Genomic DNA, 26,546 nt, shown 5'->3' on the forward strand with positions numbered 1-26,546 from the left:
AATGAGGGCCTACTCGGATATATACCCTCACGTCCAGTCCCGCAGAAATACTTTCGCGCGGCGCTCGCGTCGGACCCGCGTCTGACGATGAATTATGGGTGTCGAGGTCATCGATTAGAAAAGAAACGTATGGCTGACAGCGACCAGCGGACGATCACCGTCGCAGAACGCAGCGGCGGGCACGGCGGGACTGGTGACGTGGGTCGGCCGGTTTCGCTGCCAGTCGTCGAATTGCTCACCGGACGCGGGTTTATCACCGGCAAATCCGGGAGTGGGAAGAGCAACTCCGCGTCGGTCGTCGCCGAGAAGTTGCTCGACAACGGGTTCGGGCTACTCATCGTCGACATCGACGGCGAGTATTACGGCCTCAAGGAGGAGTACGAAATCCTCCACGCCGGGGCCGACGACGAGTGTGACATCCAGGTCACGACCGACCACGCCGAGAAACTCGCCGCCCTCGCCTTAGAACAGAACGTCCCGATCATTCTGGACGTCTCGAGTTACCTCGACGAGGAGAAGGCCCGGGAGGTGCTGACAGCCGTCGCCCGACAGCTGTTCGCGAAGGCCAAGAAGTTCAAACAGCCGTTCCTCCTGCTGGTCGAGGAGATCCACGAGTACATCCCTGAGAAAGGCGGCGTCGACGAGTGCGGGAAGATGCTGATCAAGATCGGCAAGCGGGGGCGCAAACACGGCCTTGGCATCGTCGGGATCAGCCAGCGACCCGCCGACGTCAAGAAGGACTTCATCACCCAGTGTGACTGGCTGGTCTGGCATCGCCTCACCTGGAACAACGACACCAAGGTCGTCAGTCGCATCCTCGACGGCCAGTACGCCGACGCCGTCGAGGACTTAGCCGACGGCGAGGCGTTCCTGATGACCGATTGGGCCGAAGCAGTCGAACGCGTGCAGTTCTACCGCAAGCAGACCTTCGACGCCGGCGCGACGCCCGGTCTCGACGACTTCGAGCGCCCGGATCTGAAGTCGGTCAGCGACGACCTGGTCTCCGAACTCCAGTCGATCACCGACGAACGCCAGGAGACCGAAGACCGGATCGCGGAACTCCGGGAGGAACTCGACCGCAAGAACTCCCGGATCGCGGAACTCGAACGCGAACTTCAGGACGCCCGGGACATGAGTCGGATGGCCGACCAGTTCGTCGACGCGCTGGTCGAGCACGTCGACGGGGCGAACCCGGGACGGACCGAGCAGGCGAAACTCCGAGAGAGTCACGCCCGAACGCAGGACCAGACCGCCAGTGACACTGACGACGGCCAGGCCACATTCGGCCCCGACGTCGCGACGGCAGACGGCTCAGGGACGGCCGCGTCGGACGCCGCTGGCGGAAACGGTACGGAGGAGGCGGTCGCCGAGGCCTTCGAGTCCTTCGGGGATTTCGTCCCCGCGGAAGCCTCGGTCGAATCCACTCCCATCGCCGATGCAACCGACACTGTCTTGGAGAACGGCGATTCCGCTGGCGACGACCAAGCAGACGCCAACGAGGGGGACACGCCGGCGAACCCGGAAGTCTCCATCGACGAAGTGCCCGACTTCGTGGGGCGACTCCGCGCAGAAGTTCGGTCGCTCGAACCCAAGACTCAGAAGATGCTGTCCTATTACCGCGAGCAGGGGCCGGCATCGCCGCTCGACGCCCACTTCGTCGCCGGTGGCTCGGGCGACCGCACCCACGCCTACGCCCGCAACCGGTCGCTCCGGACGGCCGAACTCATCGAACACGTCGGCCAGGGAGCCTACGATTACCGCCTGCCCGACCTCCTCGAAGAACGCGCCGAGCGCGCCCCCGAAGACGTCGACGACGAGGGCCTCGACGCCTACGTCGACGTCATCGAAGCGACTGTCGACGAGTTCTGAACAGCAAAAAACGGCGATTTCGACGTTAGTTCTCCCAGGTCGTCAGCGGCTGGGTCTGGGTGGACGTCGAGGACTCCCAGATGAGTCGGACTTCTTTGACATCATTGATACTTTCACCGGTAGAAATAGATGGTGGGCCCGATGAGCCTGTAAAGTAGATCGTAAACGAGTCCGTGGCGGTGATCTTGTCACCGGCACTGTACCCACCGTCCGTGAATGTGATGCGGTCGTTACTGATACTGGTGCCTGTATAGCTCACCACCGCGACGAGTTCCTCTGCACTCGCTGATTCGCCCCCATCGTGCTCGATGATCACGGCATCGGTCCCTTCCGAAATGTCCCAGCTCGCGCTGGGCGGCTGATTCTCCGGCATGTCCATATTCATCACGAACGTGCCGACGACGGCCGCAAGCAACACTGTGACCGCGACCATCAGAATCACCCCGATCACTGGCGATACCCCCCGATCTATTCTTCCCCTATGCGCTCGCATGGCAATTGTTATGTTCAACGTACTAATACAAATACGTTTATGTTTATTTATGTATATTCTGGTTAGATAACTATCTCGATGGCACGGCAGACCGATTCGTCGCCTGGACTCGACGACGATACGTCGTGATCTCTCGATCGGGCCTCCCCTTCGGTAACTGCCCGCACTTTGCATACCAGATTTCGTCCGGCCGACGTTTCACTCCCAGCAGTAGCGGTTCAGTGGGGCGTCGGGATCCTGAGTCCATTCCTGGGCAGCCCCGTTGTAGACCCGGGCATTCTCGTAGCCGAGGACTTCTTGCATCACGTACCGCCAGGACTTCGAGAACGGCGAAGCCCCGCAGTAGAGGATCATCTCCTGGGATCGGTCCGCACCGACGAGTCCCTCGACGAGCGCTTCGAACTCGTCGGGTGACTTGAACGTTCCCTCGTCTGTCCAGATCCATGCAGCCGGCAGGCAGGACGCGCCGGGGATGTGTCCGGGCCGGTCGGTGAAGTCCTCTTGCATGGCCCCGAAGTAGGCCTCGGGTGAGCGAGTGTCGAGCAACGTGACGTCCGCCAGGCGCGAGGTGACCTCGTCTTTCATCACGAACATGCTCTGGTCGAGTTCGCCAGCATACTCCGTGGCTGTCGGTACGACTGCCCCTTCCTCGGTGGGGCGATCCTCCCCAACCCACTTCGTGTGCCCGCCGTCGAGAATAGCGACATCGTCCAGACCCGCGTAAATCAATGTGTCGGCGGCGTTGGCGGCGTCAGCGAGGTCGAACGTGTCGCCGGTGCTCCCGACAACCACTACCCGGGAGTCCGGAGCGATTCCAAGCGACCCAAGCGTCTCGAAGAGGTCATCGGCGTCCGGGAGCGTGAGCAGCAGGTCGGCCTCGGCGTCCATCCACGTCCACTTCGGCGCGTTGACCGCACCGGGGATGTGCCCGTTCTCGTAGGCCGTCGGACCACGGGCGTCGACGACGACGAGGTCTTCCTCGCTTCGGTGGTCAGCTACCCACGCTGTCGAAACAATCGGTTCAATCGATCTTGCGTCGGTCATTTCAAATCTGCTCCACAGACATATACTGTCGGAATACATATAAATAGACCCCTAAGACACGACAAATTAACTGCCCTGAAGCGCTGTTCCAGTCAGCTACGTTTGCGAGTGCGAACGGTTTCAACACATCCATGTGAGTGCGCCGCGACCGGTAATCCGACATATGGAATTCGACCAGTATCCGTCGGTTTCGCTACATAACGTCGCGGAGATCGAACCCGCCGAGTGGGATGCAGACGGCGACCGCCTGCATCGTATTCCGTCGTCGGTCGGTGCAGAGCTAAACGAGATGGCCCAGGATCGAGTTCGCCATCCCACCGCCAGCGAAGTCCGCTTCGTCCCCACTGAAGAAGATGCCGAGATCGAAGTGACGCTCTCTGCGGCCGAGGAGACGGAGTTTCGGGCCTTCTGGGGCGTCCACCAGCCCTGGGAGCCGACAGAGGTCGGCCCGACACCGGAGACGTACACCTTCAGCGTGCCCGAACGACTCCGCGAGATCACCGGAACCGACGAGACCGGTCGATTCGACCCGCAAGTCTGTCGGCTCCGCTTCGAACGCCGGACCGCTATCGCCATCCACGACGTCTCCGGCGATTGTCGACCACCTCGGGATTCGGAACTGCCCGACCAGCGTTATCTCACCTACGGGACCTCGATCACGGAAGGCGCGGCCGCCTCGGCACTGCACATGGACTACGTGACCCACGTTGCCCGGGAGAGAGGGTACGACCTATTGAACTTTGGCACCTCCGGGTCTGCCTATGCCGAGGCAGCAATGGCCGAGTACATCGCAAGCCGCGAGGATTGGGACGTCGCGACGCTCGAACTCTCGGTGAACATGGCCAACGCCGAGTTCACCCCTGTGGAGTTCCGTGATCGCGTTGAGTTCTTCCTGAACACTATCGCGGACGCACATCCGGACAAACCCATCGCCTGTCTGACGCTGTTCCCGTACTTCGACGATCTCACGGAATCCGGTGACAGAGCGCACGCCAAGGCATTCCGCGATGCAGTGCGCGACATCGTGGCCGAATCGCCACACGAAAACCTCCACGTCGTCGAGGGGGCTGACCTCAACGACATCACCGGGTTAACGGCTGACCTCCTCCATCCAGGGGACGCCGGTATGGAACGGATCGGAAACGGCCTGGCGAGCCATCTCGCGGAGATCATCGACTGAAAGAGTATAGCGAAGGGGCGGCGCTCTAGTCCTCGAACGAAAGTACTCGGCCACCGATGTCGGTTTGGGCGACCGCATAGACGAGCAGCGAGAGTACCACCGTCGCCCCGACTGCGATCACGAGTCGGGCGACGACGATTTCGATCCCGAAGAACGCGAGTCCGAAGGGCACACGACCGAGGCCGATCAGGCTGTACCCGATCAGCATCATCAGCATGGCGGGATAGCTCGCGCCACGATCGGCGACGCCCCGAATGATCGGGTACGTGGCGTAGGGGCCGCCCGGGAGAAGCCCACCGATCAGCCCGGACAGCACCACGCCACGCGCTCCTGCGGCGTCACCGATCCACCCGGCGAGTGCATCCCGGGGGAGGAGCGTCTCTATCGCACTGGCGATGAGGAGCGACGCGAGGATGAGCGTGAACATCTGCACGAAGGTCTCGACCCCCGAGACGGCGCTCGCCCGTGCGGTGGCAGGATCGCGAAGGGAGAGCCAGGCGTAGACGACGATCGCACCGATCACGACGACCCGTTGACCCCATTGCCGGCCGAAGAGGAGACCAATTACGTCAGAGAGTTCCGTGCCGTCAATCGTTTCGCGAAGACTCATACGGTCAGATACACCCCCGCGGCGATCGTCATAGTGGTCGGCACGGCGATTGCGAGTCTGAGCGCGATCGTCTTCGTGTCGAAGAAGACGAGACCGTACGGGACTCGTCCGACCCCGATCATCCCGTAGCCGATCAACAGTGCGAGGACGGCGGCGATCCCGGCACCCGCCGCCTGGACGCCGCTGACGATCGGGTAGACTGCGTAGGGGCCACCCGGGAGACCACCGCCCATCACGCCAGCGACAATCGTCCCGCCAATACCCGCCGTGTCACCGAGGAGCTGTTGGATCGTCGCGGCCGGGATCAGCGCGCCGATCGCCGACGCGAGCAACAGGGCGGCGAGTATGAGTGTGAACATCCGAGCGAACAGCTTCAGTCCGTTCTTGACGGCTTCGATCGCATCGGTCGGGCGTTTCACGAACAAATAGAGGTACATGACAACTGCACCGAGGACGACCACGCGCTGTCCGGGGCCGCTACCGATCAAGAGATCCAGTGCTGACGCCATCCTCGTGTCGTACGAACAGTGGCGGGTAAAACGACGCGATATGCTGATCGGTCCGCCCTCGTAGGCAGGAGACGCGACGCTGCTAGCGAACGTCCGGACTTGCCAGTTGAGTCTGGTGTTCGAAGATATCTGCCAACTGGAGCGCCCAGTTTTTCAGAGATACACAAAAGGGGAAAGATATTTTCATCACATACCCATCAAACCGTCCTGATGTCTGACGAAGCGCCAGAATTTCTCGAACAGTTGATCGAAGCTGATCCGGAATTCGGTGAACCAATTGGCGAGGCCTTCGAACAGGCCCTCACTAACGGTGAACTCCCTCCCAAAATGAAGCTCCTGATCATGATGGCCCTCGACGCGGCGGCAGGTCACGAGGAAGGCGTCGAGAATCTCGCGGAGCGAGCGCGGTCGGCAGGTGCTTCTGATACAGAGATTCTGGAAACGATCGAGGTCGTGACGATGACGAGTGGGTTCCAGGGACTCGCGACCGGTAGTGCGGCCTTGAAGTAATCGACACCTATCGGAGTCATAGAACCCTTCGGATAGTCTGTTTATCCACGCTTTGTCACGGCTCGCGTGGTAGTGTTCAGATACGGATCCGAGACGATGGGAACCACTCTGAAAGCCTTCGCCCTTTCATTCCGCCAGGATTCAGCTGATCAGCAGGGAGAAGCAGGCTTCTTTTTCAGTGCTTATCTGAACACCGCCAGCAAAAGGTGGAAAAGGTTAATAATCCCAATGGGGTCGGAGGGATTTGAACCCCCGATCGACTGATATCTCCGGTAGCGCCTCGGAACTCCAGAGGGTCATCAGTGCGACGGTGATCAGCCGGTCGCTCAGTATATCAGTCTGGAGTGTCGTCCCGGGCGCGTGCCTCTGGAGTCAGTCGCCATGCCGGACTTGGCCACGACCCCGCGGATATTCGTTAGGATATTTGCCCTAAAGGGATTTCGATTCACTCTCTGTCGGTCGTCGCCCACTCACAGTCCTGGCACTTCATCCCAGTCACGAACTCGGTAATCGAGGGCATATACCCGACTTCGAGGACGTCGCCACCACATTCGGGACAGTCCCGGTCGGCGTCTACGATCGACTCGGCATCCATGACGTCTTCGCCTTCGATGAGTTCTGCGAGGCTAACGGCGGTGACCATCCGTCCCTCGACGACCCGGTTTTCGGCCATGTCCGTGCCAGGGCATCGATACGCCTAAGCCTTCCCGTCGTGGCGAACGTCGCCCGAAATTACGTCCTACCTGTAACAGCGCGAGAATCCCGCCCTTCCCGTGAGCGACGAGTGTTCCGACACTTGGTCGGAATCGAGAACCGAACAGGGGCATGGCAAGACCTTCGGTCTGGCTGTCGTTCGAGAGACGAAGTCTCTCGTGATGACGAGACGCGTAGCGTCTCGAACCACAACCGAAAATCTTCGATTTTCGAGGACGGGCGTGAAGCGCGTAAGATCAGGTAAGAAACCGCCGCGTTACTGCTGGTCCTGTGTCTCCAATGCATCCAGACCTGCCTCTAAAACCGCTGTATAGGCTTCCGAGAGGTCCAAATCGTTCGCTTCCGCGTAGTCTTTGACTCGCCCGCCGAGCGTGTGTGAAATATCGATGTTAGGCCTCATGACGAATGGACTTTAAGACTTAAAGTATAACAACCTGTCGTCGTGAAGCGGACCAACACGCTCGCCGTGCGACCGCTCTCCGATGCCGGAGAGCAACTGCTCCGGGACTTGTTGGACGCTTCCGCCGCTCTCTGGAACGAAGTCAATTACCAGCGCCTCATGCGGTACAACAACGAGGACGGTTTCGAGGGCGAAGACGTGTGGGACGCCGATACCGGCGCTCTCGAAGGTCGATACAAAGACGTTCTCGGTGCGTCCACCGCCTAACAAGTCATTCGCAACACGTCGGACACCGTCGAATGGGGCGAGCGGTCCCGGCTTGAGATACTGGTCGGGCGCGAGTTGAAAGACCGATACGACCACACCGGGCGACTCCGGCTGGAAATCGCTGGCGACCCGAATTGGCCTGACTACCAGAAACAGGGCCGGTTAGAATCGTCGTCAGTTTGTGTCAACCGCTGTCGAGACCTCGCACGATTTGGTCGCATATGCCGGACAATGCCACAATCGTAGGTAATACTTTTGATTGACTATTCAATAAATATGTTTATGTACGTCACGACGTTCCCCAGAGATAGATGAGATCGAACCAGGTTGACCGATCTGTCGAACAACCACCGGACGGTCGTCGGTACGCGATCGAGGCCGAAGACCTCGAACTCACCTACGCCGACGGTACAGAGGCTGTTTCCGGCGTCTCGATGGCTGTCCCGGAGGGAGAGTTCTTCGGGTTTCTCGGGCCGAACGGCGCGGGGAAGACGACGACGATCAAGGTGCTGGCCACGCTGTTGAATCCGACGGCTGGAACGGTCCACGTCAACGGCTTCGACGTCAAGACCGACCAGCAGGCGATCCGCGAGTCGATCGGATACATGGCCCAGGAGACGAGCGTCATCACGGAGATGACGGCCCGTGAGAACCTCCGGTTCGCCTGTGACGCCTACGGCGTGCCAAGGGGTGATCGCGCCGACCGGATCGAGGAGTTGCTCGACCTCGTGGATCTGGCTGACGTCGCCGACAAGCAAGCTGAGGGGTTCTCGGGCGGGATGAAAAAACGGCTGGACGCCGCGATGGCGCTGGTCCACCGGCCGCCGCTGGTGTTTCTCGACGAGCCGACGACGGGTCTGGATCCGAAAGCACGGAATCGGCTCTGGGACTACTTCGAGGAGATCAACGACCGCGGGACGACGATCTTCCTCACGACGCAGTATCTGGAGGAGGCCGACCACCTCTGTGATCGACTCTCGGTCATTCTCGACGGCGAGATCGTCGCGGAGGGGGCTCCCGAAACGCTCAAACGTGAGGTCGGCGGTGAGATCCTCGACGTCGAACTCGAGGACGGTCCCGCCGCTCGCGAGCAAGCCGCCGGGATCGTCAGGGAGGACCATATTTTCGAGGACGACCCGACCGTCGACGTCACCGACGACGGGATCACGGTCACCTCGCGGGAGTCCAGAAAGCGCGGCCCCGACCTCCTGGTCGCGCTTCGGGACGCCGGCATCACCGTGACGGGATTCAACGTCCGCTCGCCCACGCTCGATGACGTCTTCCTCGCGATCACCGGTGAACACCTCGACGACGAGGGTTCGGCGGCGTCGAACGGCGAGGCGGTCGAGTCAGCTGTCGAGCGGCCGGCCGCCGCTGACGGAGGTGACCCATGAGTACCGAGACGAGGCCGGACCGCGAGGTCTCACGCACATCGAACTCGTTTCTGGGCGACGTCTGGACGAACTTCATGCGCTGGAACATCAACGCGATCCGCAACCCCTTCGTGGTGGTCTCCTCGCTCCTCCAGCCGATCATCTTCCTCGTCCTTTTCACCCAGGTGTTCGGGAACATTGCCGGTGGGGCTCTCCAGACTGGCGTCAGTTACGAGACGTATCTCCTGCCGGCGATCGCGGTCCAGATCGCACTGATCGTCGCCTCCTCTTCCGGCATCGGACTCGTCGACGACATCGAGAGCGGCGTCTTCCAGAAGACGCTCGTCACGCCCATGAACCGCGCCGCCGTCTTCCTGGGCAAGACCCTCTCGGAGTTGGTCCGGATCGTCGTCCAGGTAACGATCATTCTCGTCCTCGGCGTCGTTCTCGGGGCGGAGGTCGCCACCGGCGTGCCCGGTGCGCTGGCGATTATCGGGATCGCGATCCTCTTTTCGCTCTGGTTTCTGGCGTTCTCGAATACGGTCGCGCTCATCACCCGCGATCAGGAGTCGACGATCATCGCGGCCAACATGCTTCAGTTACCGCTGCTGTTCGTCTCGAGTGCGTTCCTGCCAGTCTCGCAGATGCAGCCCTGGATCCAGACGGTCGCGACCTACAACCCGATCACGTACGGTGTCGACGCCGCGCGGGCGATCATGCTCAACAAAGACGTCATGGAAGTGCTCGACGTGACTGCCTTCGGCGGGATCTGGAACACACTCGTCCCGTCGCTTGCGATCCTGATCGTCCTCGACGTGATCCTGGGTGCGGTCGCCATCTACATGATCAATCGCGCCTCGAGCGCCAGTGTGCAGTGATCGGGGGGCTCAATCCAGTTCGACGCCGGTGAACTCGAAGCGCGCGCCTCCCTCACGACTCTCGGTCACTGAGACCTCCCAGTCGTGGGCTTCGGCGATCCGCTCGACGATCGTGAGTCCGAGCCCCGTCCCCGGCGTCGTCGTCGTGTAGCCCGGCTCGAAGACGTCCGCGCGTTCGTCTGCGGGGATCCCCGCCCCGTCGTCGGCCACGTAGAACCCACGACCGTCGAACTGGTCGATACGGACGGTAACGTCACCTTCGGCCGCCGACGCCTCCCCCGCCGCGTGATCGACAGCGTTCGAAAGCAGGTTCTCGAAGAGGTGTTTGATCCGGTCAGGGTCGCCTCGAATCCGGAACTCCCCGCTGACTTCGACTGTAGCAGTCTCGGCGTCGATCATCTTCGCACACTCCTCGACAATCGAGTCGACGGGAACCGGTTCGGTCTCACCGACAGCCTCTCCCTGGCGCGCCAGCGTCAGCGTGTTGCCGACGATGTCTTCCATGCGACCGAGCGCGTCTACCAGCGGCTCGATATGGGCGCTCTCACACTCGTCGGCGAGGAGTTCCGCCCGGCCGAAGGCGACGTTCAGCGGGTTCCGAAGGTCATGAGAGATGACTTCGGCGAACTCGTCGAGGCGTTCGTTCTGGCGTTCGAGTCGACGCTCGTACTCCGTGAGTTCGGTCACGTCGGTCACCGTCCCGACGACCCGGGGTGAGTCGCCTTCCGTGAGTACATCGGCCTGTTCACGGACCCAGATTCGCTCCTCGTTGGGCTCGACCGGATACGTGATATCGTAGCCTGTCCCGGCGTCGATCGCCTCCTGAATGGTGGCCTTGACTCGGTCGGTGTGCTCCGGAGGAACGATCTCGAAGAAGGCGTCAAAGACCGGCTTGACCGCCGCCGAGTCGATACCGAAGACGTCCTCGAAGGTCGGGTATCGCTGGATGTCGCTCTCCACTGGCCGCCAGTCGAAGGTGTAGGCGTTTGTCGTTTCGAGAGCGAGTTCGAGTTGCTCACGGATCGTTTCGAGCTGGTCGTTCATCGCTTCGAGGTCCCGCTCGTGCTCGCGGCGGTCGGTCACGTCCCAGTACAGCCAGAGGTTGCCCTCGCCGTCGGGCAGCGAGAACGGCACGAAACTCCGCGAGAGCGTGCGGCCGTCAGCCATCTCGAGTTCCTCCGCGAAAACAGGTTCGCGTCGGCCGAGAATCTCCTCGATCCGGTCGAGGAACCCCTGGGGATCGGCGAACTGTTCGGCGACGTTCTCGGCCGTCGTTGCACAGTCCGATCCAAGCAGCTCCTCACAGCTTCTCTCGACGTCGAAGACCGCACAGAACGCCGGGTTCGCGGCCGTTATCTTGCGGTCTGACCCTTCGACGAGGACGCCGAAGGGCAGGTTCTCGAGTAGCGCCGACAGCAACGTGTTGGTCTCGGCCAGTTCCTGCTCGTGTTCGCGCTGTTCGGTTACGTCGAAGAAGGTCGTGACGAAGCGCCCCTCGCCCAGCGGGAACGCTGTGATCGAATAGCGCCGGCCGAGGGACGCGGCGTGGTGTTCGAACGCTGTCGGCTCGCCTTCCAAGGCGACCTCGCCGTAGGTCTCGACGAACGTCGGGTCGAGGTCCGCCAGCACGTCGGTCGCGCGCTCGCCGACGATTGTCTCACGGTCGAGGCCGGTCGCCGCCTCGAAGGCCTCGTTGGCGTCCAGAAAGACGTAATCGACCGGGTCGCCGTCCTCGTCGGTCAGGATCTCGTGGACGGCTATCGCGTTGATCGACTCCTCGAAGAGCTGTCTGTACTGTCGCTCCTGTTCGAGACGGTGGAACGCGTGGCCGAGGTCGCCGCCGAGTTCCCGGAGCAGGTCTTTTTCGGTCTCGTCGAAGGGCGCTACCTCGCCGCTGTAGACGTTCAACACGCCGTACTGTCGGTCCTCGAAGGAGAGCGGGACGGCAGCGCTGGCAGCAAAGCCCCGTTCGCGGGCGGCCTCGCGCCAGGGGTCGAAGTTGTCGTCCTCTTCGATCGACTGGGCGACGACGAGTTCGTTCTCCGCGAGTGCCCTGGCGGTCGGTCCACGAGCGCGCGGCCCTTCCTCGAGCGCGATCGATATGTCCGCCAGATAGCTGTCTCCGGCCCCGGCGCTCGCCCGCGGGAGGACGGTTCCCGCGTCGGGATCAGGCTCGCCGATCCAGGCGAACTCGTAGGGCGGGCCGTCCGTGATGATCTCACAGACTCGACTCTCGAGTTCGGCCTGGGATCGCGAGCGGACCAGTTCCTGATTGACGTCCCGGACGGTACTTCTGATTCGATCGAGTGTTTCGGCCCGGCGCTCGGCCCAGTACTGTTCGACGGCATTTTCGATCCGGTTGGCGAGGACGGTGTACTGTTCGGTCCCGCCGGCCTTCTCGAGGTAGTCAGTCACGCCGGATAATATCGCGTCACTCGCGATTGACTCGGATCCACGGGCGGTATAGAGGATGAAGGGCAGATTTGGGTACGTCTCGCGGACGACCTCTAGCAGTTCGAGACCGTCCCGGCCGGGCATCTCGTAGTCGCTGACGAGACAGTCCACGTCCTCGTCGAGCCGATCGAGTGCCTCGCTCGCTGTCGTCGCCGTTTCGACGGCGAACCGGTCGCGCTCGGATTCGAGCATCGTCGCGACAAGGTCGAGGAAATCCGGCTCGTCGTCGACGTGGAGCACCCGGATAGGGTTGCCCATACTGTCGTCTCGTTCACACAGGGGATAAATGTGTGGTATGACCACTCATTGTTGAAGTCATGGAGTCCGACCGCAACGCACACACCGGTATCCTCATGTCGTCGCCTCACAACCACACCCACATGGACGTTCACGTCTCCCCGTCGACCGTCACGGGTCAGGTCCAGGCCCCGCCGTCGAAGAGTTACACGCACCGCGCGATCCTCGCCGCCGGGTACGCCGACGGCGCGACCGTTCGCGATCCGCTGGTCAGCGCCGACACCGAGGCGACGATGGGTGCCGTCGAGGCATACGGCGGCAGCGTGGATCGTGGTGAAGACGCCATCGACGTCACCGGGTTCGACGGCCGACCTGCCGTCCCCGACGACGTCATCGACTGTGCCAACAGCGGGACGACGATGCGCCTGGTCACGGCGACGGCCGCACTCGCCGACGGGATTACCGTGCTGACCGGCGACGACTCCCTCCGCTCGCGACCACAGGGACCGCTGCTCGACGCCATCGAGCAACTCGACGGACGCGCAGAGAGCACGCGCGCGAACGGGCAGGCCCCGCTCGTGGTGGACGGCCCCGTCGACGGGGGCACTGTCTCGATTCCCGGTGACGTCTCCTCACAGTACATCACCGCCCTGTTGATGGCCGGTGCGATCACCGAGGCGGGGATCGAGATCGACCTCGAAACCGAACTCAAGTCCGCGCCGTACGTCGACATCACGATCGAAGTGCTCGACGCCTTCGGCGTCGACGTCGAGTCGACGGCCGATGGTTTCGCAGTTGCCGGTGGACAGACCTACGACCCAGAGGGCGGCGAGTACGCCGTCCCAGGGGACTTCTCGTCGATGTCCTACCTGCTCGCGACCGGTGCACTCGCCGCGCCCGAGGGATTGACGGTCACCGGCGCTCGGCCCAGCGCGCAGGGCGACTCGGCGATCGTCGACGTCCTCGAACGAATGGGGGCGAACATCGAGTGGGACCGTGATGCCGGCGAGATCACCGTCAGCCAGTCCGCCCTCTCGGGCGTCGAGGTCAGCGTCGCGGACACGCCCGACCTCCTGCCGACGATTTCGGTCCTGGGTGCAGTCGCCGACGGCGACACCCGGATCGTCGACTGCGAGCACGTCCGTTACAAGGAGACTGACCGGGTGGCCGCGATGGCCGAGGAACTCACGGCGATGGGCGCGAGCGTCACCGAGGAGCAGGGCGTGCTGACGATCCACGGCGACGATACCGACCTCTCGGGGGCGGTCGTCGACGGCCGGGCGGACCACCGTATCGTCATGTCGCTTGCTGTCGCCGGGCTGGTCGCCGACGGCGAGACCACGGTTCGGGGCGGCGAACACGTCGACGTCTCGTTTCCGGACTTCTTCGATGTCGTCGAGTCGATCGGCGCGTCCGTTCATCGGGACTGACCCACCTGGTTCCGGGTCACGTTCATGTACGGGGCGACGGAACGTCGATCCATGAGCATCTTCGACGGGCTCAACGCCGAAGAGCCGTCTAGCGAGCCCAGCGTCGCAGATCTGGTCGAGGAACTCGACGCCTTGGAGGAGACCGTCGATTCACCCGAGGAGCGTGCGAAGGTCGACGCAGTCAGGGAGACCGCGTTCTCGGTGAGCCAACAGGGGTCGTTCGGCCGCGTCATCTCGGGGTTCGATCGCGCGGACGCCTCGGAGGCACTGCTGGGGAGTGTCCTGTTCGGCATCCCGATGTTCGTCGAGGGTGGGACGAGCGAGGTCGGCGCATATCTCGCGGCACACCCGCCCTTCCTCGTCGGAACCGCCGGGTTCACGCTTGCGCTCGTCTTCGGCATCCTCTACGTCGCCGAGATTCAGGACGTCCGCGTCGTCGATCCGTACCTCGGGTTCATCCCCCAGCGCTTCGCCGGCGTGCTGGTCATCGCGTCGGTGACGGCATTCGTCCTGATGGCGATGTGGGGGCGACTCACCTGGGGAACACCGCTGATCGCCGTCGGGGAACTCGCCGCCGCAATCTTGCCGATGTCAGTGGGCGGCGCGCTGGGTGACATCCTCCCGGGCTCGTGAGTGTCCAGCAGGCGGTCACTCCAGTCGTCGCTGCCACTCCTGGACTTCCGCGAGCAGGTCGACCGGCGACATCGTTTCGACGTCGAGATCGGCGAGCGTTTCGAGGACGTCCGGTGCGTCCTCGCCGAAGCGGTCAACGATCGGTTTGCCGTCCGTCGTTGCATCTCCCGTCTGCCCATCGTCGCCACCCGCCTCTCGCATCTGTCCGGCGTCGAGGTCGAAGACGACCTGGCGAGTCCCGCCGCCCGTCTGTCCGTTCTGCACCTCGATCGCCTCGTCGGCCCGGAGCCTCTCGAGGACGTCCCGCGCCCGGGAGACGACGGGGTCCGGGACGCCGGCGAGTTCAGCCACGTGGACGCCGTAGGAGCGATCTGCGGGGCCGTCCCGGACGGTTCGCAGGAACGTCACCGCGTCGTCGCTGGCGGTGCCCGCCCCGCTGCTCGTTGCGGGTTCGCCGTCGACGGCGACGTGGACGTTCTCGACGCCAGCGATGTGGTCGGCCAGCGACGTGAGTTCGTGATAGTGCGTCGCAAAGAGCGTCTTCGGCGACGGCGAGGCCGACTGGGCCGAAGAGAGGTACTCCGTGGCCGCCCACGCGATCGAGACGCCGTCGTAGGTCGCCGTCCCGCGCCCGACCTCGTCTAAGATGACCAGTGACTCCTCGGTCGCCGAGTGGAGGATGTTCGCAAGTTCCTGCATCTCGACCATGAACGTCGAACGGCCCTGGGCGAGTTCGTCGAGTGCGCCGACCCGGGTGTAGATGCCGTCGACGATCCCGACGGCCGCCGATCGAGCGGGCACGAACGAGCCGATCTGGGCCAGCAGGACGATCAGCGCCGCCTGACGCATGTAGGTGGACTTCCCGCTCATGTTGGGGCCGGTCACGATCAGGAACCGCCGGTCGTCGTCCATCCGGAGGTCGTTGGGCACGAACTCGGTGGTCTGCTCGACGACCGGGTGGCGACCGGCCTCGACGTCGAGCGCGCGCGTGTCCCGTAATTCGGGCCGGGTCCAGTCGTTGCGGACCGCGTGGGTCGAAAGCGCCGCCAGCACGTCGACCGCCGCGAGGGCCTGACCAACGCGCTGGAGGCGGTCGGCGTGCTCGGCGACGCGTTCGCGAAGTTCCTCGAAAAGTCGGTGTTCGAGGTCGTACCGCCGCTCCTCGAGTCGGAAGATCGTCCGCTCGCGTTCGGTCAACTCCGGGATCGTGTAGCGCTCGGAGTTCTTCAGCGTCTTGACGTTCTCGTAGTGGTCGGGGACGTTCTCGACCTCGCTTTTGCCGACCTGGATGTAGTAGCCGTCCGTCTTGTTGCGATCGACCGAGAGGTGCGTGATGCCGTGGTCGCGCTGCTCGCGCTCGGGGAGGGTTTCGATCCACTCGAGGGCCGCCTCGTGCTCGTCGATCACGGCGTCGAGTTCCTCGTCGTAGCCCGATCGGATGATTCCGCCTTCCGTGACCGTTCCCGGCGGGTCTTCGACGATCGCCGCGTCGAGTTCGGCGGCGAGTTCTGCGATGGCGTCCGGGTCAGGTTCGTCGAGCCACTGCGAAAGCGGCGACTCGGCAAGTGACGGTGTCTCGGCAACGATCTTCCGGACTGTCGCGAACAGCTCTAAAGTGTCGACCGCGGCCCGGAGGTCGCGGGCGTCGGCGCTCCCCGAGGCAGCCTTGCTCGCGAGCCGTTCGAGGTCGTAGGCGTCCCCGAGCACGTCACGCAAGCGTTCGCGGGCCATCGCCTCGGTCGTGAGCGCTTCGACGCTATCTGCCCGCATTTCGAGCGTCTCTCGCGACCGCCGGGGGCGCTGGAGCCACGCGCGCAACGTTCGGGTGCCGGCACTCGTGACCGTGTGATCGATCGTATCGAGGAGCGATCCACTCGCTTCCCCGCGCATCGTCTCCGTGAGTTCGAGGTTGCGCTGGGTCGTCGCGTCGAGTTCGACGTGGTCGCTCGCGCCGTAGCGCTGGAGGCGGGTCATCGACGCGAGCACACCCTGGCCGGTCTCCTCGACGTAGCTGAGGACAGCCCCGGCGGCCGCGATGGCCGCGTCGGCGTCCTCGATTCCGACGCTCTCGATCGTCTCTGGGCCGAAGTGCTCGCGGAGTCGGTGACGGGCGCGTCCTGGCGCGAAGGCCTCGGTCGCGTGTAGCGACACCGCAGCGTCCGTCCGCTCGCGGAGGCGTTCGATCGTCTCGTCGTCAGCGCGAACCGTCGGCCCGGGCAGCATCTCGGCCGGGTCGAAGCGGTAGAGTTCGCTGAAGACGGCGTCGCGGTCGTCGACGTCCGTCACGAAGAACTCGCCGGTCGTGACATCGGCGAACGCGAGTCCCCACGCCTCCCCCTCGACGATTGCCGCGAGATAGCGGGCGGACGCGTCGGTCCTCGACAGCAGCGTCCCCGGCGTGACGACCCTGGTGACCTTCCGAGCGTGGCCGTCCGCTGTCTCGTGTTGGTCAGCGACAGCGACGTCGTACCCGCGTTCGACCAGCGCCGTGAGGTACGGTGTGAGTTCGCCGACGGGCACACCGGCCATCGGATACGACGATCCGTGGCTGGATTTCTTCGAGACCTGCAGATCGAGTTCGTCGGCGACCGTCTCGGCGTCGTCGCCGAAGAACTCGTAGAAGTCACCGACCTGCATCGCCAGCAGATCCGCCTCAGCCCCGTCTTTCAGCGAGAAGAACTCGCCCACGATCCCCGTCGCTTCGGTCATGTCTCTCCCTGGGTGCGAAGTGGGTTAAAACGCTACGGGACGCGACCGGTGGCCACTGCACTCAAATACGCCGGCCTGCAACTGCCTTCCATGCACCGCCGGTGCGCCAGTGCCCTGGCGCTTCTCGCGGTCATCACCGTCGGGACAGTCACTGCTGTCGGTTTGGCTGGCGCGGCCACTGTCGAAGAGCCCACACAGGCGACGACCGAGTGGAAGAACGTCACCATCACCCAGGAGTACCGGCTTCAGCCTGACGACCCCGGGCAGATCGAGGTAACCGCAACGGTCTCGTTCCCGGATATTGTCACCGAGTTCGAGGTTGCGGTTCCCTGGCAGGGGACAGTCACGGATACCGACGGGTTCGAATCGACCGTCTCCCGGCGATACGAGTGGACCGGCGAGTCGAAGGAAGCGACGATCACCTACGATCTCGACGCCAACGAGACGGTCAGGGGAGACGGCCCCGAGCGCGGCAGCGGTCGGTTCCTGTACGCCGATACGGGCTCGTGGGCACTCGTTCGGCCGCCGGATCTCGAATTCGTCACCGGACGGTTCGAAACGACTGACGGCGATGTCGATGTCGGTATCGACCACCGACGCACTGTCGCCGGCGACGGGGCTGTCGGTGATCTCGTCGCGTACCTCGGCCCACACGAGACCTACACCCGGACGGCTCACGGACAGACCTTCGAGTTGGTCGTCCCCGAGGCAGCGTCGATGGCGGCCGAACCCGAGGCGGTCCTTGCAGCGTTTGCCAACGCCTCCGACGAATTTCGGGTCGGGGACCGTGACGAGCGAGTGTTCACGGTAGCAGCACCGACGTCGGTCGAGTGGGCCGTCCTGGGGTTACAGACGTGGGACAGCGACATGTGGGTGCGAGCGGACGAACCGATCGAGACCGCCGACAACACCTGGCTCCACGAGTACGTCCACTCCCGACAGCAACTCAACACGACGAACGCGACCGAGTGGCTGATCGAGGCCACTGCGACCTACCACGCCGCCGCCCTCGCCCTCGAGGACGACCTCGCCGACTTCGACAGCTTCGAAGGCGTCCTCGACCGGGGGACCCGAGATCGCTACGACGAGGTCGTCCTGGCCGAGCAGTCGACCTGGACCGGTAACGCCGAATACGACAAGGGCGGACTCGTCGCCGGCGAACTCGACCGACTGATTCGACTCGCGACGACCCGATCCAGTCACTTCGAGACGGTGCTCGGCGACCTCAACGACGACACCGTGATCGACCACGACCGGTTCCTCCAGACGGTCGAACGAATCGCCAACGAGTCCGTCGCAGCCACGGCCGATCGCTACCTCACGAGCGAGGCGACACCGACGACGTGGACTCGCACCCAGCACGAGGCCGCCTTCGGGGCGACACCGGCCGAATTTACCACCGAACTCGCGTCGGGCTCGGACGCCTATCGCATCGCGGGCCCGTACCGGAACGTCTCGAGCGGCGACATCGGTCGGCTGGCGGTCAACGAGACGGTGACAGTCCCGCTCACGGTCACGAACGTCGGGGGATCGGCTGGAGCGTTCGACATCCCCCTGACTGTCGACGGGACGGTCGTCTCCCGCGCGACAGGGCGTCTTGACGCCAACGAGTCGACCACGATCGAATTGTCCCATACCTTCGAGCAACCGGGGACATATTCGGTCGGTACCGGCGACGACGTGACGACCGTCGAGGTGACGGAACCAGTCGCGGCAGTCGTCGAATCGGTCGCCGCCGATCCGTCGTCACTCGATACACCCGGGAACGTGACGCTTGAAGCGACGGTCGCCAACAATCGGGACTTCCCCGCCGCAGCGACGCTGTCGTTCACTCGAAACGGGACGATGGTCGCTGAACGGACCGTTTCGATGGGTCCAGGGGAAACTCGCACCGTCGAGGCGACCGTGTCGCTGTCGGACGCCGGCCGGTACGAACTCGGCGTGAACAATCGAACGACGACGGTTGTCGTCGATCCGGCGCGGTTCGAGTACGCTATCGACGAGACGACAGCGATCACCGTCGACGGGGAGTACCGGACGCTTTCGGCGACCGAGATTCCGCCGCTGGTCGTCGGCGAAACGGTGACGATCCCGGTCACAGTCGTGAACCACGGCGGACTCGCCGGGCAGTACACGGCAAAGCTTTCGATCGACGGTGACGTCGTGACCCACTCCAGCGGGCGACTCGCGGCCGGCGAATCGCGGAGTCTCACACTCTCGTACCAGTTTAAGCGTCCCGGAACCTACCGGCTCGGCGTCGGTGATCACCAGCAGTTCGTTCAGGTACGCGATCCCGCGACACCGACGGTCCGATCGACCGACCTCGATCCGGATTCGCTTTCGGAACCGGGGGACGTGACGGTAACGGCGACCGTCGACAACGAGGCACCGATCCCCGCATCGGGCGAGGTTCGGTTCACTCGCGATGGGACGACCGTCGCCGCGGAGACTGTCACGCTCGGGGCCAACGAGACGGGGACCGTCTCGAGGACAGTGAGGCTATCGAGTCCGGGTACGTACCGGATCAGAGCCGGCAGCGTGGCCACGTCGGTGACTGTTGAAGCGACCGGCGACTCCGCGTCGGAAGATGAGAGGGCGGACGACGGGTCGACTGTCACCGCCAGCCCCGGAGGGGCGACATCTACCGACAGCGCCGAACCGACGACGGCGTCCGGTCCTGGATTTAGCGCCGTGGTCGCGATGCTCGCGATCGCGTTGACGGCGATTGGATGCCGTCGGTGCTAACGAGATCATCGACGGCGTCGAGCAACTGGCTCGTGCGATTCAGGAGAGTTTCGCGATCACGCACCAGCAGAATCGTCACCGGCACGCGCCCATCGCCACCGGGATCGACGACGGCGACCGGCCCCTCGGCGTCAGCGAGTGCAGAGACGACGCCGGATTCGAGCGTCGGGTGGCCATCGAGTTCAACGACGTCACCGTTCAGGGTGTCGAGTGCGTCGGCCACCGCGTCGTCGTATCGCCAGTTGGTGGCAAATCGGAAAGTAGCGTCGACTTCGCGGGCGTCCAATAGGTAGCGAGCGACGTGCGTCGACGCGCCAAAGCGGACGCCGCGGTTCGGGGCCACCCCGTCCATCGTTCGAGTGATCCGTCCCTCGACGGCCGCGACCTCCTGGATGCGCTCGGCGAAGGGCGTCGCGCCGACGACGTTGGTTCCGATGTCGGGGACCAGCGGTGCGACGTCGCTGTCGATGAGGTCGTCGACCAGTTTCTCGACTGCTTCGGCAGTCTCGGTCCTTGCCGCGCGCTCACGGGCCTCGACGAGGTGGTGGACCGCGCCTGCCCCCTCGCCGACGTCGAGGTTGTACCGGACGGCACGGGCGAGCAGGTCGATCCCCGCGCTGACGCTGTCGGCCAGCGACTCGCCTTGCGCGATGTGAGTCGCGATCGCTGCCGAAAGCGTACAGCCTGACCCGTGAGTCGCGTCGGTATCGATCCGTTCGTGACGGAACGTTCGGACGTCTTCGGCAGTAACCAGCACGTCGAGGACGTCGTCGCCGGCGATGTGTCCGCCCTTGACCAGCGCGGCGTCGGCACCCATCTCGACGAGCGTCTCACCGGCCTCGAGGGCGGTCTCCTCGTCGGTCGGTTCGATGCCTGTCAAGACGACCGCCTCGTCGGCGTTCGGCGTGACGAGTGTCGACTCGGCGACGAGTTCTTCGTAAGCGTCCTCGGCGTCGGGTTCGAGGAGGCGGTCGCCCGAGGCGGCGATCATCACCGGATCGACGACGAGTGCGGGGAGGTCCTCGGCGTACTCGACGACCGTTTCGATGACCTCGCCGGTCGCGAGCATTCCAGTCTTGGCTGCCCTGACGTCGAAATCCTCGAGCACGGCCTGGATCTGGGCCTCGATGTCGGCAATCGGCAGGAGGTGGCTGCCCTGAACGCCGGTCGTGTTCTGAGCCGTGACACTCGTGATCGCGCTCGTCCCGAACCCGCCCACTGCCTCGATTGTCTTGAGGTCGGCCTGGATCCCCGCGCCGCCGCCGGAGTCGCTGCCGGCTATCGTCAACACGGCCGGGGGCTCGTGAGGGGCCTCGTTGCGCGTCATAGCCAGTGTTATTCAGTGGTTGTATAAATTCGTGATGCTCGCAGGGTGGCATTTTCCGGTTGGAAACAACTTTTCGTCCCGGCGCTCGAACGTCGATTCGTGATGGCATACACCAAAGTCAATTACGAGGATGTCGATCCGGTCGCGGAGTCGATGCACTTCCTGCGGGACGCCCTGGACTGTGAGACGGTCGGCGTGACGGTTCTCGAGTGCGAACCCGGTTGGTCGGGGAAAGCCCACGATCACGCTGAAGAGAATCACGAGGAAGTGTATCTGCTCGTCGACGGTGAGGCGACCGTGACAATCGAGGGCCAGGACGTCGCGATGGAGTCGGGCGATGCTGTCCGCGTTGCGCCCGAGGCGACACGGGAGATTCACAACGGGGACGCCGAAAGCAAGTTCGTGCTGGTCGGCGCGCCCTGACGCGGCGTCAGCTTACTCCTCGGCGGCCTGAAGTTTCCCCATGTACTCCTCGAAAGCCGCCCAGTAGGGGTCCTTTCCGGGATGGTCGACACTCTCGCCGTCGACAGTCAGTCCGGATCCCTCGACGACGCGGCCGGCGTCAGCGGCGGGGATCCCCTGGCTTTCGAGCGCCGAGAGCACGTCACTCGCGCCGTCGGGATCGACCGTCGCCAGGAGCGTCCCCTCGCTGATCGATATCCAGGGGTCGATGTCGAAGAACTCGCAGGCCGCTTGGACGCCGGGCTGGATCGGGATGCGATCGCGTTCGATCTCGAAGCCGACGCCCGCCGAGCGCGCCATCTCGAAGAGGCCGCCGTAGACGCCTCCCTCCGTGGCGTCGTGCATCGCGGTGACCGGGCCGGCCGTGGACGCCACCATCGCCTCTTTGATCGGGCTCATATCGTAAAAGCGGTCCTTCGCGGCCTGAATCTCGTCGTCAGGGACGGCTCCCTCCATCAGGGAATCGAAGTGAACCGACAGCAGCCCAGTCGCCTCGATTGCGGGGCCTTTCGTGACGATCACGTGATCCCCGGGTCGGGCACCGTCCGGCGTCACCAACTCCTCGAAGTCGCCGACCGCAAGCGAGGTCGCGCCGCCGACCATCGGATAGTTCACGCCAGCGTAGCGACCGGTGTGGCCGGTGACAATCGAGACACCCAGGTCTGTGGCTTCTTCGTCGAAGGTCTCCCAGACGGTCTCGAATTGCTCGTCGGTGATCTCCGGTGGCAGATTGAAGTCGACGCTGAGGTACGCGGGGTCGAGTCCCGAGACCGCCACGTCGCTGAGGAGGATGTGGAAGGCGAACCAGGCTGCCCGTTCGAAGCCAGCCGCGGGGACGACGAACACGGGATCTGTCGCCATCGCCAGGGCCTGGCCGCCCACGTCGGCGACGCCGAAGTCGACGCCATGTTGTGGTTGCAGCCGGACGTCGTCACGGTCGGCCCCCAGACGCGGATAGATGTACTCGTCGAAGAACTCACGATCGGCCTTGCCGAGTTCGGGGTCGGACATATACGGAGTGGTATATCCGGGTGGTACTTAGATTGCCCGTCTTCAGGAACCACACGGATGCCGTCGAGGCCTACTGATCACGCGAGGTAGCCTTTTGCCCGTCGACGCCCTATACTCAGACAGTCATGGCCAGCACCAACACCATCGGCGAGGGGGTGGCTGCGGATCTCGTCGAACCGGCCGACGGCGAGGATGTGACGTGTACCGCCTGCGCCCACCGGTGTACGCTCTCGCCCGGCCAGCGGGGGATCTGTGACGTCCGGGAGAACGTCGACGGCGAGTTGCGTCTGTTGACCTACGGAAAAGTCCACGACCCGACGCCCGGCCCGCCGGGGACGGTCGACCCGATCGAGAAGAAGCCGCTGTATCACTTTCACCCGACGACGCGCGTACTGAGTTTCGGCGGGGCCTCGTGTAACTTCGCGTGTCAGTTCTGCCAGAACCACCACATCGCCTTCGCCGCGCCCGAGGACATCCCGCTGCGAGACGTCACTCCCACAGAGGCGGCGACGAGTGCGACCACCCAGGGCTGTGCGGGCGTCGCCTGGACGTACAACGAGCCGACGATCTACGCCGAGTACGTCCGTGACGGCGCGAGCGAGGCCCACGAAGCGGGGCGATACACCGCAATCGTCACGAACGGCTATTTCACCGCGGAGTTCGTCGAGGAAGTCGGCCCCTACCTCGATGCCGCCAACGTCGACATCAAGGGCTTCCGAGACGGGCCACACGTCGAGTACATGGGTGCCCGTCTGGAGCCGACGCTACGCGGTGCCGAGTTGCTCCACGAGACCGACACCCACCTGGAGGTTACGTACCTCGTGATTCCCGACCTCAACGACGACCCGGCGGAGATTCGCGCCTTCGCCGAGTGGGTCCGCGACGATCTCGACCGGTCGGTGCCGGTCCACTTCACCCGGTTCCACCCGGACCACCAGATGCAGGACCGGCCAGCGACGCCAGTCGAGACACTCGAAACCGCCGCCGAGATCGCCCGCGAGGTGGGCATCGAGTTCGTCTACGTCGGCAACGTTCCCGGTCACGCCGACAACGACACGCGGTGTCCGGACTGCGGGCAAATCTGGATCAGGCGCAACGGGTTCCGGGCGAGCGTCGAGGTCGATCTCGATGGGGCGTGTGACTGTGGACGTCAGATCGACGTGGTGAGCTGAGAGTACCGGCCTCCGGGGTTCCCCTGTTCTCCCTGCTCCCGATCGTCACGCGTCTTTGGCGGCCCCGCTTTGGTCTTCGCGCTTCGATAGATCGACCCGAACCTCCAGCACTCGGTTGTTCGCGACCGTCTCGGCGACGAGGACCACGCCGTCGTAGGTCACGCGGTCGCCCTCGTCGACGAGACGGCCGGTTCGGTCCATGATCAGACCGGCAATCGTCTCGAAGGTGCCGCTTTCGGGGAGTTCAGTGCCGGTCGCTTCGTTGACCTCGTGGACGTTGAGTTCACCACGCACGATGGCGGTGTCGTCTTCGAGCCACCGGATCGGCGTCGCCTCCTGCTCTGTGAGTACCTCCCCGATAATCTCCTCGACGATGTCCTCGATAGTGACGATCCCGGACGTCGTTCCGTACTCGTCGACGACGATCGCCATGCGACGTCGCTTCTCGCGAAGCTCGGTCAGCAACTCGTCGACGTCCTTCGTTTCCGGGACGACGTGGGGCTCGCTGGCGACGGCGCGGAGTGACACCGTCTCGCCGCGAAACTGTGCGTCGACCAGGTCCCGGACGTGGACAGTCCCGACGACTGTATCGAGGACGCCCTCGTAGACGGGCAACTCGTTGCGGTCGTGCTCCAGGCACGTCTCGATGGCCGTCTCGAGGTCCGTCTCGACTTCGATCGCGACGACGTCCAGCCGGGGGACCATCGTCTCCTTGACGATCCGGTTGTGAAACCGCAGCAGGCGCTGGAGCATCTGGTGTTCGGCGTCGGTGAAGACGCCGGCCCGCTGGCCAGCCGTGATCACCTCCTCGACCTCCGATCGCGTGACGTAGACTTCCTCGAGGGTCCCCTCGCTTCCCATGAGGCGATTCACGCCGTCGGTCAGGACGTCGAAAACCGCCACGAGCGGATACATGAGTTGTTGCATGAGACGCAGGGGCCGGGCGATTCGGAGCGCCCACGACTGGCTGTGTTCGACGGCGTAGGACTTCGGTGCGCTCTCGCCGAACAGCAATACGAGCGACGTCACACCGAAGGTAGCGATCAACACCGATTGGCCAGGGTCGAAATACAGCCCCAGGAGTCCGGTCGTGATGGCGGACATGCCGATGTTGGCGACGTTGTTCCCGACGAGGATCGTCACCAGTAGCCTGCGCGGGTCAGCCTTCAGCGTCGAGAGCGTCTCCGCGCCGGCAACCTCGTCCTCGACGAGCGTCGCGATGCGATGGTCGGCCAGCGAGAAGATAGCGATCTCAGAGGACGCGAAAAACGCCGAGAACGCGACGAGAACCACGACAGCCAGGATACCAACACCGGTAATCGTTCCCTGGGACACGTCGAGCATCGCCACCAGCCCCTCAAGTATCGAAACCGTACCAGGCGTGTACATACACTGAGATGGGGGAGAGTCCTGAAAAGGTCGGGGTCCGTCCCCGATCAGATGTCCAGCTTCCCGATCTCTTCTTTGAGCATCTCGCCGGATTCGACGAACTGCTCGCGTTCGCGCTCGTCGAGGTCCAGATCGACGACGCGCCGAATCCCGCCGCGGTTGACGACAGCGGGGAGACTGAGGTAAACGTCTTCGAGGCCGTACTGGCCGTCCAAGAGGGTCGAGACCGTCAGAATCGAGTTCTCGTCGCGGATGATACTCTCGACGATCTCGGTCGTCGCCAGTCCGATCGCGTAGTAGGTCGCGCCCTTCCGGTCGATGATCTCGTAGGCGGCACCCCGGACCTCCTCGGCGATCACCTCGCGGTTTTGCATGTCACAGTCCAGGTCACAGACCGGACAGTAATCGTCGAAGGGGACGCCGGCCATGTGGGTCGCGCTCCAGACCAGGACTTCACCGTCGCCGTGCTCGCCGATGACGTAGGCGTGGACGTTCCGGGCGTCGATGTTGCAGTTCTCACTCAGGACGTTCCGGAACCGCGCCGTGTCGAGGACGGTGCCGGTCCCGATGACACGGTGGCGAGGCAACCCGGAAACTTTCCAGGTGACATACGAGAGGACGTCGACGGGATTGGCGACTACCAGGAGGACAGCGTCGTCGGCGAGCCCGTCGGTGATCCGCGGGATCATGTCGTGGAAGATGTCGACGTTGCGGCCGAGCAACTCGAGTCGAGTCTCGCCGGGCTTCTGGCTCGCGCCGGCGGCGATGATCACGACGTCGGCGTCGTGGGCGTCTTCGTAATCGCCGGCGTAGATGTCGACGGGCTTGACGAACGAGGCTCCGTGGCGCAGGTCCATCGCCTCTCCCTCGGCCTTCTCGTGATCGATGTCGACGAGCACGATCTCGGAGACCGAGCCACTCATCATCAACGCGTAGGCCGTCGTCGCGCCGACGTCCCCCGCACCGATGATCGCGACTTTGCCCTTGATCGCTTGCTCCGATATTGTCATGGGCCCGCTTGTTGGCAGACGGACATAAAGATTCGGAGCCAGGACGACGGAGCCGGTCGTCGCCGAGCGCATCAGCCACCAGAAACAGCGCCTGCGGTAGTGAGCGTGTGCCGGGAACGC

At 63.9% G+C, this 26,546-nt stretch carries 22 protein-coding genes, 1 tRNA gene and 1 pseudogene; 11 read left to right on the plus strand and 13 right to left on the minus strand.

Annotated features, from left to right (window positions below):
• The first annotated feature begins 129 nt into the window (after nucleotides 1-129).
• Nucleotides 130-1,869 (plus strand): helicase HerA domain-containing protein, encoded by a 1,740-nt coding sequence (locus HTIA_RS12475; protein WP_008524061.1) that lies wholly within the window; start codon nucleotides 130-132, stop codon nucleotides 1,867-1,869.
• A 25-nt stretch (nucleotides 1,870-1,894) separates the two neighbouring features.
• On the opposite strand, the gene HTIA_RS12480 is transcribed toward HTIA_RS12475, so the two are convergent.
• Together HTIA_RS12480 and HTIA_RS12485 are read right to left on the minus strand one after the other, a co-directional pair.
• Nucleotides 1,895-2,302 carry a type IV pilin N-terminal domain-containing protein gene (locus HTIA_RS12480; RefSeq protein ID WP_049816601.1) on the minus strand — a complete coding sequence of 136 codons (408 nt, stop codon included), beginning with the start codon at nucleotides 2,300-2,302 and terminating at the stop codon, nucleotides 1,895-1,897.
• 258 nt (nucleotides 2,303-2,560) lie between these two features.
• A complete protein-coding gene (locus tag HTIA_RS12485) occupies nucleotides 2,561-3,406 on the minus strand; it encodes a sulfurtransferase (RefSeq protein WP_008524066.1) in 846 nt (281 codons plus the stop codon).
• A gap of 163 nt (nucleotides 3,407-3,569) precedes the next feature.
• Here HTIA_RS12485 and HTIA_RS12490 point away from each other — a divergent pair, with 163 nt between their 5' ends.
• Nucleotides 3,570-4,586, plus strand: coding sequence for an SGNH/GDSL hydrolase family protein (locus HTIA_RS12490; protein WP_008524068.1), 1,017 nt, complete (start codon nucleotides 3,570-3,572; stop codon nucleotides 4,584-4,586).
• A 25-nt stretch (nucleotides 4,587-4,611) separates the two neighbouring features.
• Here the strand turns inward: HTIA_RS12490 and HTIA_RS12495 are convergent, their stop codons facing one another.
• Both HTIA_RS12495 and HTIA_RS12500 read right to left on the minus strand, forming a co-directional pair.
• The gene (locus HTIA_RS12495; RefSeq protein WP_008524070.1) at nucleotides 4,612-5,196 is read right to left on the minus strand and encodes a permease; all 585 of its coding nucleotides are present in this window, start codon (nucleotides 5,194-5,196) and stop codon (nucleotides 4,612-4,614) included.
• Entirely contained in the window at nucleotides 5,193-5,705 is a 513-nt protein-coding gene (locus HTIA_RS12500) for a hypothetical protein (protein WP_008524071.1), read from the minus strand. The genes HTIA_RS12495 and HTIA_RS12500 overlap by 4 nt, the downstream gene beginning before the upstream one ends.
• 210 nt (nucleotides 5,706-5,915) lie before the next feature.
• Here HTIA_RS12500 and HTIA_RS12505 point away from each other — a divergent pair, with 210 nt between their 5' ends.
• Nucleotides 5,916-6,215 carry a carboxymuconolactone decarboxylase family protein gene (locus HTIA_RS12505; RefSeq protein WP_008524072.1) on the plus strand — a complete coding sequence of 100 codons (300 nt, stop codon included), beginning with the start codon at nucleotides 5,916-5,918 and terminating at the stop codon, nucleotides 6,213-6,215.
• A gap of 229 nt (nucleotides 6,216-6,444) precedes the next feature.
• Here the strand turns inward: HTIA_RS12505 and HTIA_RS16440 are convergent.
• From HTIA_RS16440 to HTIA_RS16695, 3 genes are all read right to left on the minus strand, one after another.
• Nucleotides 6,445-6,619: transfer RNA gene (locus HTIA_RS16440), tRNA-Trp, on the minus strand.
• A 41-nt stretch (nucleotides 6,620-6,660) separates the two neighbouring features.
• Nucleotides 6,661-6,888, minus strand: coding sequence for a DUF5795 family protein (locus tag HTIA_RS12515; protein ID WP_008524074.1), 228 nt, complete (start codon nucleotides 6,886-6,888; stop codon nucleotides 6,661-6,663).
• A 297-nt stretch (nucleotides 6,889-7,185) separates the two neighbouring features.
• Nucleotides 7,186-7,329, minus strand: a complete 144-nt coding sequence (locus tag HTIA_RS16695) for a hypothetical protein (protein WP_008524075.1) — start codon at nucleotides 7,327-7,329, stop codon at nucleotides 7,186-7,188.
• A gap of 42 nt (nucleotides 7,330-7,371) precedes the next feature.
• On the opposite strand from HTIA_RS16695, the pseudogene HTIA_RS15965 reads away from it, so the two are divergent.
• The 3 genes and pseudogenes from HTIA_RS15965 to HTIA_RS12530 all read left to right on the plus strand — a co-directional run.
• Nucleotides 7,372-7,764, plus strand: a pseudogene (locus HTIA_RS15965) (RNA-guided endonuclease TnpB family protein); the annotation flags it as partial.
• A gap of 143 nt (nucleotides 7,765-7,907) precedes the next feature.
• Nucleotides 7,908-8,990, plus strand: a complete 1,083-nt coding sequence (locus tag HTIA_RS12525) for an ABC transporter ATP-binding protein (protein ID WP_008524077.1) — start codon at nucleotides 7,908-7,910, stop codon at nucleotides 8,988-8,990.
• On the plus strand, nucleotides 8,987-9,847 hold the full coding sequence (locus tag HTIA_RS12530) for an ABC transporter permease (RefSeq protein ID WP_008524078.1): 861 nt from the start codon (nucleotides 8,987-8,989) through the stop codon (nucleotides 9,845-9,847). Before HTIA_RS12525 ends, HTIA_RS12530 begins: the two co-directional genes overlap by 4 nt.
• A gap of 9 nt (nucleotides 9,848-9,856) precedes the next feature.
• On the opposite strand, the gene HTIA_RS12535 is transcribed toward HTIA_RS12530, so the two are convergent.
• Nucleotides 9,857-12,559: an ATP-binding protein gene (locus HTIA_RS12535; RefSeq protein ID WP_008524080.1), complete on the minus strand. Its 2,703-nt coding sequence runs from the start codon at nucleotides 12,557-12,559 to the stop codon at nucleotides 9,857-9,859.
• Nucleotides 12,560-12,681: 122 nt separating this feature from the next.
• On the opposite strand from HTIA_RS12535, the gene aroA reads away from it, so the two are divergent.
• Nucleotides 12,682-13,968 carry a 3-phosphoshikimate 1-carboxyvinyltransferase gene (gene aroA, locus HTIA_RS12540; RefSeq protein WP_008524082.1) on the plus strand — a complete coding sequence of 429 codons (1,287 nt, stop codon included), beginning with the start codon at nucleotides 12,682-12,684 and terminating at the stop codon, nucleotides 13,966-13,968.
• A 51-nt stretch (nucleotides 13,969-14,019) separates the two neighbouring features.
• Nucleotides 14,020-14,601, plus strand: coding sequence for a hypothetical protein (locus HTIA_RS12545; protein WP_008524084.1), 582 nt, complete (start codon nucleotides 14,020-14,022; stop codon nucleotides 14,599-14,601).
• Between the two features lie 15 nt (nucleotides 14,602-14,616).
• On the opposite strand, the gene mutS is transcribed toward HTIA_RS12545, so the two are convergent.
• Nucleotides 14,617-17,310, minus strand: a complete 2,694-nt coding sequence (gene mutS, locus HTIA_RS12550) for a DNA mismatch repair protein MutS (RefSeq protein ID WP_008524086.1) — start codon at nucleotides 17,308-17,310, stop codon at nucleotides 14,617-14,619.
• A 90-nt stretch (nucleotides 17,311-17,400) separates the two neighbouring features.
• Between mutS and HTIA_RS12555 the strand changes: the two genes are divergently transcribed.
• Nucleotides 17,401-20,055 carry a CARDB domain-containing protein gene (locus HTIA_RS12555; RefSeq protein ID WP_008524087.1) on the plus strand — a complete coding sequence of 885 codons (2,655 nt, stop codon included), beginning with the start codon at nucleotides 17,401-17,403 and terminating at the stop codon, nucleotides 20,053-20,055.
• On the opposite strand, the gene thiD is transcribed toward HTIA_RS12555, so the two are convergent.
• The gene (gene thiD / locus HTIA_RS12560) at nucleotides 19,994-21,382 is read right to left on the minus strand and encodes a bifunctional hydroxymethylpyrimidine kinase/phosphomethylpyrimidine kinase (RefSeq protein ID WP_008524088.1); all 1,389 of its coding nucleotides are present in this window, start codon (nucleotides 21,380-21,382) and stop codon (nucleotides 19,994-19,996) included. The two genes, HTIA_RS12555 and thiD, sit on opposite strands and share 62 nt — an antisense overlap.
• 102 nt (nucleotides 21,383-21,484) lie before the next feature.
• Between thiD and HTIA_RS12565 the strand changes: the two genes are divergently transcribed.
• The gene (locus tag HTIA_RS12565) at nucleotides 21,485-21,805 is read left to right on the plus strand and encodes a cupin domain-containing protein (protein WP_008524089.1); all 321 of its coding nucleotides are present in this window, start codon (nucleotides 21,485-21,487) and stop codon (nucleotides 21,803-21,805) included.
• 12 nt (nucleotides 21,806-21,817) lie between these two features.
• On the opposite strand, the gene HTIA_RS12570 is transcribed toward HTIA_RS12565, so the two are convergent.
• Nucleotides 21,818-22,855 (minus strand): AIR synthase family protein, encoded by a 1,038-nt coding sequence (locus tag HTIA_RS12570; RefSeq protein WP_008524090.1) that lies wholly within the window; start codon nucleotides 22,853-22,855, stop codon nucleotides 21,818-21,820.
• Between the two features lie 125 nt (nucleotides 22,856-22,980).
• Here HTIA_RS12570 and amrS point away from each other — a divergent pair, with 125 nt between their 5' ends.
• Nucleotides 22,981-24,027, plus strand: a complete 1,047-nt coding sequence (gene amrS, locus HTIA_RS12575; RefSeq protein WP_008524091.1) for an AmmeMemoRadiSam system radical SAM enzyme — start codon at nucleotides 22,981-22,983, stop codon at nucleotides 24,025-24,027.
• A 45-nt stretch (nucleotides 24,028-24,072) separates the two neighbouring features.
• Here amrS and HTIA_RS12580 read toward each other — a convergent pair whose 3' ends face one another.
• Nucleotides 24,073-25,416: a hemolysin family protein gene (locus HTIA_RS12580; RefSeq protein ID WP_020936425.1), complete on the minus strand. Its 1,344-nt coding sequence runs from the start codon at nucleotides 25,414-25,416 to the stop codon at nucleotides 24,073-24,075.
• Between the two features lie 47 nt (nucleotides 25,417-25,463).
• Nucleotides 25,464-26,426 (minus strand): L-lactate dehydrogenase, encoded by a 963-nt coding sequence (locus tag HTIA_RS12585; RefSeq protein WP_008524093.1) that lies wholly within the window; start codon nucleotides 26,424-26,426, stop codon nucleotides 25,464-25,466.
• Nucleotides 26,427-26,546: the final 120 nt, after the last annotated feature.

The organism is Halorhabdus tiamatea SARL4B, from assembly GCF_000470655.1.
Taxonomy (GTDB): domain Archaea; phylum Halobacteriota; class Halobacteria; order Halobacteriales; family Haloarculaceae; genus Halorhabdus; species Halorhabdus tiamatea.